This is a genomic window from Dolichospermum sp. LEGE 00246 (assembly GCF_015207865.1).
GTDB classification, from domain to species: domain Bacteria; phylum Cyanobacteriota; class Cyanobacteriia; order Cyanobacteriales; family Nostocaceae; genus Dolichospermum; species Dolichospermum heterosporum.
Window position 1 is genome coordinate 1 of sequence record NZ_JADEWA010000205.1, and the last position, 9,066, is coordinate 9,066.

Below are 9,066 nucleotides of genomic sequence, written 5' to 3' on the forward strand. Positions count from 1 at the left end.
CTAAATTATGCAATAATTACGCAAAAATGACGTAAAAGCCTTGATTTACCTTATGGTGACTTATTTTAATTTGTAAATCTTAATACTTATTCGTGATTCTGCGTGAGAAAAAATGTAAATCACACGCAGGTAGGCTTTATTCGGATAGCATCAAAGAACACTACATACTTTGATATCTCCACATAGCAGACATAGACTCTAAATCAACCCCCTTCGCATCACCTTCCATCGTATTTTTAAACAACGCCGTAAACGCACCCGCACCCAACCGATATTGCGGAAACATCCGATAACAAGGAATGCTAGTTAAACGAGATTGAAAAGTAGATAAATGATCAACTTCCACCGCTTGAAAATGCGGAAACCGTTCTAAAAACCATTCACAAACCTGCTCATTTTCTTCAGGGGAATAGGTGCAAGTCATATAAGCCAAATAACCTTGAGGGGCAACAACTTGGGCAGAATTAGCAATAATTCGTTTTTGACGATTGGCACTTTTATTAATTGAAGTTGAGTGAAAACATCCTGGTGCTTTCTCATTTTTAGCTAATAGAGATTGCCCAGTACAAGGGGCATCAACCATCACCAGATTACTCGAAGCCGGCAACAATTCTGCAAAAATACTCGAATCTCTATTTACTACCCCACTGGGTTTAATTTGACAACGTTTTAAATTAGAAATCAGCATTCCTAACCGCTTACCAATTACCTCATTAGTAATTAGCAAATCAGGTCTTAAAGCCTTCCAAGCAAACACACTTTTACCACCGGGGGCAGCACACATATCAAAAACTATAGATATTGATTCGGGAATTGCCAACAAAACAGAAGCAGAAAATACCGAAGAAAAATCTAAACAGTAAAAATATCCCTGTTCATGGAGAGAATGCTTACCTGGTTTTGCTCCCAAAGATAAACGGTCTACAAAATGTGGTTGCCAATGTGTTGGAGTTTGCACTTGAAAAGGCGAAATCTCTGGTTGATCTTGACACCAAAGAATGCAAGGTGCAAAAGGTTGGGGATGAACTAAAGCATCTATAAACTTTGTTTGTTCATCTACATTTGTAAATAACTGTCGGGTAACTTTAAGCAATAAATTAGAAGGTTTTTCCATATTAATTTCTACCAAATTAAATCAGAACAGAAACTGTTACATGAGAACAATGCAATCAATATATTTGGCTGCATACTAAAAAGACATTGACCGATATTTACATGGCGTTTGCAAAGTTCGTCTGTTATGGCTTCTGGCTTTTAGCTAGAGGCTAACCTTGTTTTGTTAATGTTTGTCAAACTCATGCCAAATTACGATTTTAGATTTGGTGTTACACTTATGTACCGGAGAGGTCATGATATTTAACAATTTTCAGCAAAAACTGCGCCAAGAATCACAACGTTGGCGAGACGAAGGAATTATTAGTTCTTCCCAGTACGACCAAATAGCCAAGCGGCATCAATTTAATAAAATAGAAGAATCTACCCGTGATAGTTTTGGTGTCATTGCCATTGTCATCGGCGGTTTATTATTAGGCTTAGGTTTAATGACCCTTGTGGGCGCAAATTGGCAAGGTTGGTCACGGGACGTTAAGTTTATCTTGTTAATGAGTTTATTTCTCTCCACAGCCATTACTGGGTTTTTGACTTGGCGAGAACCTACACTTACCACAAATCAAGGTAAAAAATCTCAAGAGGGTAAACGGGTACTCGGAGAAGCATTGTTAATTCTCAGTGCTTTTATTTTAGGGGCAACCCTCATGTTAATGGCGCAAATATTCAATATTAGCGGTTCAGCTTCTGAGTTATTTTTAGCTTGGGGGGTTGGGGTGTTAGTTATGGCTTATAGTCTTTCCCTCAATTCTTTGGGAATTATGGCTATTGTCCTCATTCAAATCGGTTACTGGATAGGAATTGGTAATTTAGGATCTGAATCTGGGGAAGTGACTTGGGCGCGGTTAGCTGTGCGCCATATGCCCTTACTATCATGGTTACTGTTTGTTCCTTTAGCTTATATTTGCAGATCCCGGTGGATTTTTGGCATAGGAGTTGTGGCATTTATTATATCTTTGCAATATAACCTCAGACCTTTACCACTCTTAACATTTTCTGATGCAGCTTCTTGGATAGCTTCCTTTGCTTTGGCTTTACCACCTGCCTTACTTTGGAGTTATGATGATTTACTTTTTCCCACAGTTAATTATAGATTGTTTCAACCCCTGGCACGTAATTTTGGCTTGATTTGCTTTGGTGTGGTTTTTTATCTTTTATCTTTCCGTTGGCAATGGGAATCGGTTGACTCTATTGGCAGTTTATCATTTTTAAATCCCTTCAATTCAACTAGTAATTCATCGAATTTATTACCATCTTTGCCAATTATTGATTTAGGGATTCTCAGCGGTTTGGCAGTTTTACAATGGTTGTTTCTAATTCGTCAAAGCAATAGTCCACTTCGACGGGAAGTATTTTTCAGACTTGGCATTATTACTACTTTTTTAGGGTTTATTCTGATTACTCCTTTTTGGCATCAAGCTATCAGCAGAATTACCGAACTAGGTATTTTTATCTTCAATGTTTTATTGGCAATATTAGCCTGGGGATTAGTTCAAGAAGGGTTGAAATTACGAAAAAGAGCCGCATTTTGGTGTGGTATGTTATTATTTACCCTGCAAATTATCAGCCGGGTTTTAGAATATAATACTGAGGTTCTTTTCCGGGCTTTAGTATTTGGTATTTGCGGTTATTCTCTCATTGCTGCCGGACTTTGGTTTGAACGTCGCTTTACTACTTCTAAAACTAGTAATGGCGGTGGTAGCGGGAATAGTGGGAATAGCGGTGGTAGTGGGAATAGCGGGAATAGCGGTGGTAGCGGGAATAGCGGTGGTAGCGGGAATAGTGGTGGTAGCGGGAATAGCGGTGGTAGTGGGAATAGCGGTGGTAGTGGGAATAGCGGTGGTAGTGGGAATAGTGGAAATAGCGGAAATAGCGGGAATAGCGGGAATAAAACTAGTAGTGGAGGCACTAACGACAGTAGAGGCGATAACAAAAGCAATAGTAGCAGTGATTATCGGAGTAGTAGTGGAGGCACTAACGATAGTAGAGGCGATAACAGAAGCAATAGTAGCAGTGATTATCGGAGTGGTAGTGGCGGCACTAACGATAGTAAAGAGAGAGATAGAGAAAGGGAGAGGGAGAGGGATAGAGAAAGGGAGAGAGATAACAGAGGCAATAGTGGAGGTGATTATCGAAGTAGAAAGTAATAGGATAATTCTCAATCAAAATTCAGGCACCTGAGTTCGACTTTTTTACGCCTTTCTACTTACTCACAAAAAATTAAATCTGAGTTCTTTGTATATAAATCTCTGCGGATAAATTCCTATCGAAAAATTAGCAGGAATGGGAAAAGTATTTTTTCCTATTATCTATTACCAATTACTAACTAAGTAGGTTGGCCTTGAAAATCGTCGTTATGGCAAGGCAAGAGGCAAGAGGCAAGAGTGAAGAGGGTTTGGGCGATTTTACTTTTCTTCACACAGATTGGTTTTATTGTGTTCACCTACTTAAATTAATCTCATGAAAAATGACTTCCCTGAATCAAAAAAAACCTTCACTCCAGAAATGGAATTTTCCGAAAAATTGACCTTTCGGGATTATCTTAAGGCTACAGAACAGAAGGCTAATAAACCTTTGCCGATTTGGCGATTAATTGCCCCTTTATTGGTTCAAGTAGGCTTAATTCTAGCTGTACCTTCTCAGGCAATGTATACGGATGTGACGGGTAAGACAGTAATTTTGCAAACCGTACCTGTAGATTCTAATGATGTTGTCCGGGGTTCTTCCTTGAACTTAGATTATAATATTTCCCGTCCTGAAACTTTGAGAAGATTGCCGGGTTGGAATGACTGGTTGCGAAGAAATTCCCGCAGGGGTAGACAAGTTTATCGAGGGACTGTCTTATACTTAATTTTGCAAGAACGACAATCTTTTGATAGCGAAGGGCGACCTAGTAATCGAAATGAACTTCAGTCTTGGAAACCTATCCGGGTAAGTAGTAATCGTCCTGTTTATTTATCTAATAATCAGGTAGCTTTAAAAGGTAATTATCAAGACGGTTTGATTAATTATGGGTTAGAAGACTATTTCATTCCTGAAGAACAAAGACAACAGATTAATGAGGATATTTCGCAAATTCAAGAAGCCAGGAATGGTAGACAACAACCAATTTTAGTGAGGGTAAAAGTAGATCCTCAAGGTAATGCTGTTCCCATTGGTTTATCCATAAGAGATGCGAATGGTGAACGTGGCGATCGCAATTATCGTTTTCAATAGCATTATTGAGGGTGGGCAATGCCCACCTCAAGATAAATTGTTTGTGGATTTCAAAATTGTAATTCAAACCCTAATAACACATCTTCTCCAGACAGTAATACAGGAAATTGAACAATTTCTACAGGTTGTTCCAGTCGGTAAATTTCTACTTGTTTATCGTAGGGATTAATTAACCAACACAAACGCACGCCATTATTTATATATTCGGTGCATTTTTCTTGCAGGGTTTTAAGTCTGTCTGTTTTTGATCTCAGTTCAATGACAAAATCAGGTGCGAGTGGGGGAAATTTTTCTCGTTCTTCAACAGTTAGTGCTTCCCACCGGTCTAATTTTACCCAAGCAACATCAGGAGAACGTTTTGCACCATTAGGAAGTCGAAAAATAGTAGAGGAACTAAATACTATTCCTAATTGGGTTTTGTAGTTCCAAAGACTTACTTTGAAATTTAAATCAGATTCACTACGGCCGCTTTCTCCTCCTACTGGTGGCACAATAATTAATTCTCCCTGTGCATTGAGTTCTAAGTTTACATCTTTATTAGCCATACAAAGTTGGTAAAACTGATCATCTGTAAGGCGAACAACTGGATCTAGATTCAGGGTAACAGTGTTCATTATGTTTATTAGTGTAATTTTTCTGGGTTAAAATCAGTGAGGTAAAGTTTTAAACTTTAAAGACAGTGGGGTGCTTTCTTCTGCGCCCTCAACTATATTTTATTCGACCAATAATCGCTATATTTTGTAATTTTAGCATCAATAGTTTAATCCTCGTTAACTACCAATTACAGGGCAAACGCATCTTATTTTTAGAATGCTTACTGGACAAAGGTTTTGACGATTGTTTAGTTTTGTAACTAAAAGTTGAAACTCTTGCTGGACATGGATTACAGAATTTAGGTGCGTTTGCCCTGCTACCAATTACCAATTACCAATTAGGTAGGTTGGCGTTGAAAATTGTCGTTATGGCAAGGCAAAAGGCAAGAGGCAAGAGGGTTTGGGCGATTTTACGTTTCTTTACACAGTTTGGTTTTATTGTGTTCACCTACTTACCTATTCAATTTTGAAGTTCACTGGTAAACGAGTATAAATCCCTTGAGGATCATTCATTGTTTGCAAGGTTTTGATTTCCTGTTGGAATTTTTCTAGTTCATTTATTAAGGGGTTTGAGTTTTTAGTTTGGGTTTTTTCTATGCCTAATTTGGCTTTTGTTTGATCTAATTTTTTACCAAATAACTTTTCTGCAAAGGTTGTACTTCGCGGATATTCTTGTATTTCCCAATCAGTTCCTAATTTCGCTTGTTTAGCTGCATATTCAATGGCTACATTTAAACCACCAATTTCATCAACTAGACCGATTTGTTTGGCTGCTGTTCCTGACCAAACTCGTCCTTGGGCGATTTCTGCTACTTTTGCAGTGGGAATTTTCCGTCCTTGGGAAACTTTCTGCAAGAATAGATTATAAATGCGGTCAACACTGCGTTGATAAACTGCTAATTCTTGAGGTGATTTAGGACGGGAAATGGTTTGTTGATCTGCATACTGAGCCGTTTTCACGCTATCCCAAGTTATGCCATTATTATTGCCTAGTTTTTGACCATTAAATAATACGCCAAAGACACCTATAGAACCTGTAATGGTATTAGCTTGGGCAAAAATGCGGTTGGAATCACTTGCAATCCAATAACCACCAGAAGCAGCTACGTCTCCCATAGAAACGATGACGGGTTTGATTTGACGAGTTAATTTGATTTCTCGCTGCATGATTTCGGCTGCGGTAGCACTACCACCAGGGCTATTAATTCTTAAAACTACTGCTTTGATTTGATCATTTTGGCGAATTTTTGAGAATATTTTTGCAAAGTTATCACCGCCAATTTGTCCTTCGTTACCGCTACCGTTAACTATTTCTCCTTCTGCATAAACAATGGCAATTTTATGATCTGAATTTGAGGATTTTCCGGGAATTTCGGCATAATCAGCCAAGCTGATTTTTGTGAATGTTTGATCTTTTTTACTGTCACCAGTTAATTTTTTTAAGTCGGTGAATACTTGATCTTCATAAGCAATTGTATCCACTAGACTATTAGATTTAGCTTCTGTAGCTTCTAAAATTGATTGACTATTAGCGATCGCTTGCAATTTCTGCGGTAGAATGTTTCTGCTTGCACCTACAGATTTCCGCCACTCTCCCCACACATCATCTAACAATTTCTGGGTTTGTTCCCGGTTCTCTGGGCTGAGTTTATTGAGGATTAACGGTTCTACTGCACCCTTAAATTTACCCACCCTCACAATCTGCACACCAACGCCGTATTTTTCAAATGCCCCCGCTAAGAACATTGGTTGTGAACTTAAACCGTTCATTTCCATTACTCCCATAGGATTAACTATAACTTGATTGGCTACGGAACTTAGATAATATTCTTTTTCACTCCAATCTGTACTATAGGCAATAATTTTTTTGCCGGTTTTGCGGAATTTTTCTAATGCTTGACGGATTTCTTTCAAGGAAGCATAACCAACTGCACTATTAGCATTAGTTCCATCTATATAAATACCTACAATTTTTTGATCACGTCCGGCTTTATCTAAGGTTTCTACAACTTTGCGAAGTGTGATGTTATTTTCTTCAGCCCCACTAAAAGTTTTTTGGAAAAGTTGGCTGGAATTAGGTTCACTATCTGTGATTTTCATGGACAAGTCCAAAACTAAAACTGACTTATCTTTCACTGTTGGGGCTGAACTTTGAGAACTAGCAACCGCAATTAATATTAATAAGAATCCCAGTGTGCTGACTCCAGAAAAAATTGTCAGTCCTAGTAAACTACCAATTAAACTTGCTAGGGTTTGTTTAAGAAAATTAGTCATTAGTCATTAGTTATTAGTTATTAGTCATTAGTTATTAGTCATTAATGCCAAAGTAATGACCAGAAAATAACCTTTTTCTATTGTATACGTTGTAAACTCTGAGATTGCTTTAATTTATACAGGCTGCTATTGGCAGTGCAAAATAATACGGTGGTGATTTCGGCAATTAAAACCTCTGTTAATTCTACTACAGCCGCTTCCGATACTGCCGCTGCTTTGAGAAAGGGCATTGCTAAACCAGCAATATCAGCCCCTAGAGCGATCGCTTTAGCCACATCTAAACCATTGCGTAAGCCCCCAGAAGCAATTAAGGGAACATCGGGATCATGCTCCCGAATATTGGCAATACAATCGGCTGTGGGTATCCCCCAGTCCCCAAATGTTTGCCCCAAACGCCGCTGTAAGGCAGTTTCTGCCCGTTCACTTTCCACCATCGCCCAAGACGTACCACCAGCACCAGCCACATCAATAGCTTGCACTCCCACAGCTATCAGTTTTTCTGCCATAGTTGCGGAAATTCCATTACCTACTTCTTTGGCAATTACGGGAACTGGCAAATCGTTGCACAAGTCAGATATTTTGTCAAGCAGTCCATAAAAATTAGTATCACCTCTGGGTTGAATGAATTCCTGCAAAGGGTTAATATGTAGAATCAAAGCATCAGCTTCGACCAGATCAACAATTCGTAAACATTCATCAATACCATAGTCATAATTAAGCTGTACCGCGCCTAAATTAGCAAAGAGGAGAATATCCGGCGCATATTTACGAACGGCAAAAGTATCCGCAACTTGAGGTTTTTCCACTGCTACTCTTACAGATCCTACACCCATTGCTAATTTGTATGCTTGGGCAACTTCAGCCAAGCGACGATTAATAATCCCCGCTTGTTCTGTACCTCCCGTCATGGAAGAAATTAACAAAGGTGCATGGAGATGTTTTCCCAAAAATGTCGTACTCACATCAATATCTTTACCATCAATTTCCGGTAAACAAGCATGAGTAAAGCGATATTTTTCTAACCCAGTGGTAATTTCTGGAGATTGGACATTATCTTCTAAACAGATGCGAATATGATCTGCTTTGCGATTTTGGGTTTGGGCTGAGGTGTTGATAGGATGGTTCACGACTTAATATGGAGGTATGTGAATATTTATATTTTGCACTAAGCCCTGGCGAATACAATATGGTTTCGCATCCCGTTAGGGATACGCGGCTACATAAACAAAGTCCGTCTTCATGGACTAATAAATCTTAACCCACGCAGGTGGGTTTTGCCTGTGTAGACGCGGTTTCTAACCGCCTGGTGTAAATATCTATTGTTGTAAATATTTTTCATATCCAAGCTGATCTAGTTTAGCTTGCTTTTCCATGACCATATTACAAAGACTTTGCCGATAAAGTTGAACTTTTTCGAGTAATTCTGGTTGGTGAGTAGCAAGAATTTGTACAGCTAAAAGTCCAGCGTTTTTAGAATTCCCAATAGCGACGGTAGCGACGGGTATTCCTGCTGGCATTTGCACTATAGAATATAAAGAATCCACACCTTGTAAATTCCGAGTAGCGACGGGAACACCAATCACAGGTAAAGGAGTTAAAGATGCTACCATACCAGGGAGATGTGCCGCACCACCAGCACCAGCGATAATTACCTTGATACCGCGTTGATGTGCAGTTTTAGCATACTCAACCATCCGTTCTGGGGTACGATGGGCAGAGACAATGGCAACTTCAACTACAATACCAAATTCTTCACAAATAGCGATCGCATCCTTCATTGTGGGCAAATCGGAATCACTACCCATGATAATACCAACTTCAAGACTCATATAATTTAGGTAACAGGGAACAAGGGGAGGTGGGGGAGTTGGGGGAG

6 protein-coding genes and 1 pseudogene are annotated in these 9,066 nt (G+C 39.1%); 2 read left to right on the forward strand and 5 right to left on the reverse strand.

The window, feature by feature from the left end; translation table 11 throughout:
* Positions 1–160 precede the first annotated feature (160 nt).
* On the reverse strand, positions 161–1,114 hold the full coding sequence (locus IQ228_RS14340; protein ID WP_193963269.1) for an RsmB/NOP family class I SAM-dependent RNA methyltransferase: 954 nt from the start codon (positions 1,112–1,114) through the stop codon (positions 161–163).
* Between the two features lie 235 nt (positions 1,115–1,349).
* On the opposite strand from IQ228_RS14340, the pseudogene IQ228_RS14345 reads away from it, so the two are divergent.
* Together IQ228_RS14345 and IQ228_RS14350 are read left to right on the forward strand one after the other, a co-directional pair.
* Positions 1,350–2,798, forward strand: a pseudogene (locus IQ228_RS14345) (DUF2157 domain-containing protein); the annotation flags it as partial.
* A 769-nt stretch (positions 2,799–3,567) separates the two neighbouring features.
* Positions 3,568–4,323 (forward strand): GDYXXLXY domain-containing protein, encoded by a 756-nt coding sequence (locus IQ228_RS14350; RefSeq protein ID WP_027404922.1) that lies wholly within the window; start codon positions 3,568–3,570, stop codon positions 4,321–4,323.
* A gap of 50 nt (positions 4,324–4,373) precedes the next feature.
* On the opposite strand, the gene IQ228_RS14355 is transcribed toward IQ228_RS14350, so the two are convergent.
* The 4 genes from IQ228_RS14355 to purE form a co-directional block, all read right to left on the reverse strand.
* Positions 4,374–4,937 (reverse strand): Uma2 family endonuclease, encoded by a 564-nt coding sequence (locus IQ228_RS14355; RefSeq protein ID WP_027404921.1) that lies wholly within the window; start codon positions 4,935–4,937, stop codon positions 4,374–4,376.
* A gap of 435 nt (positions 4,938–5,372) precedes the next feature.
* Entirely contained in the window at positions 5,373–7,190 is a 1,818-nt protein-coding gene (gene sppA, locus IQ228_RS14360; RefSeq protein ID WP_027404920.1) for a signal peptide peptidase SppA, read from the reverse strand.
* A gap of 77 nt (positions 7,191–7,267) precedes the next feature.
* Positions 7,268–8,317, reverse strand: coding sequence for a type 2 isopentenyl-diphosphate Delta-isomerase (gene fni, locus IQ228_RS14365; protein ID WP_027404919.1), 1,050 nt, complete (start codon positions 8,315–8,317; stop codon positions 7,268–7,270).
* A 189-nt stretch (positions 8,318–8,506) separates the two neighbouring features.
* Positions 8,507–9,019, reverse strand: coding sequence for a 5-(carboxyamino)imidazole ribonucleotide mutase (gene purE / locus IQ228_RS14370; RefSeq protein WP_027404918.1), 513 nt, complete (start codon positions 9,017–9,019; stop codon positions 8,507–8,509).
* Positions 9,020–9,066 lie beyond the last annotated feature (47 nt).